Below are 979 nucleotides of genomic sequence, written 5' to 3'. Positions count from 1 at the left end.
GGCATTAAGTATGTCTGGGTTGACAAGAAGCTCTCTGCTAAAGGTTGTAAATTTCACCCCGTTCCTGATGACGAAACGAGTGAGGAACAACAAAAGAGCAGTAAAAATTCTCCAAGTAAATTGGTCTCTCGAGAAGTAAGACAAAAAAATGCAGAGCGAATCATCCAAGAAGCGCGCGGTCTTGCTCAGAAAATTATTACGGCAACATTTGATTCGCATACGTTTGTTGCGGATGAACTGGATGGTTGGGCGGATGAGCTGATTGAATCAGCACTGATCAATTCAGATGCCTTGCAATGTGTTTCTGCATTACGTAAGAAAGATGCCTATTTGCTTGAACATTCCGTTAATGTCGCCACACTTTTGGTCACATTTGGCAAGCATTTGGGTTTTGGCAAAGACCGATTAAAGCCATTGGCTATTGGTGGGATTATTCATGATGTCGGTAAAGTGCATATCGATGATAATGTTTTGCACAAGCCTTCTCGTTTAACCGAGGAGGAATTCGCTCACATCAAGCAACACCAAGTATTTGCTAAACCTATCATCAAAAAAATCGAAGGCTTAAGTCAAATTAGCCGTGATGTATGTTTAATGCACCATGAAAAGTTAGATGGTACAGGTTACCCTAATGGATTGAGTGGCGAGCAAATTCCGCAGCACGGCCGAATGGCTTGTATCGTCGATATCTATGACGCATTGACGGCTGACCGTTGCTACAAACGTGGAATGAGCCCAGCGGAAGCGTTTAAAATAATGTTAGGTATGACACCTAATCACTTAGACCGGCAATTGGTGTACAAATTTATTAATTGCATTGGTATTTTCCCTATTGGGGCCATCGTTGAGCTGAGCAATGGCCATCTTGGAATCGTATGGTCATCGAATGATGATGCTCCTGTTGAGCCTGTCGTTAAGTGCTTCTATTCACGAAAGAATAAACGTTTCATTGACGTCAAGTATGTGGATTTAAAACACA

The 979-nt window shown here is 42.1% G+C and carries 1 protein-coding gene; it reads left to right on the top strand.

What is annotated here, in order from left to right; translation table 11 throughout:
- Positions 1-979 (top strand): HD-GYP domain-containing protein (locus AB4653_RS28255; protein WP_372105940.1); only part of this gene is annotated, 979 nt, incomplete at both ends.

This window comes from Vibrio sp. 10N.222.48.A3, from assembly GCF_041475345.1.
In the GTDB taxonomy this organism is placed as follows: domain Bacteria; phylum Pseudomonadota; class Gammaproteobacteria; order Enterobacterales; family Vibrionaceae; genus Vibrio; species Vibrio tasmaniensis_A.
This window is presented reverse-complemented; position numbering and strand designations above follow the sequence as displayed.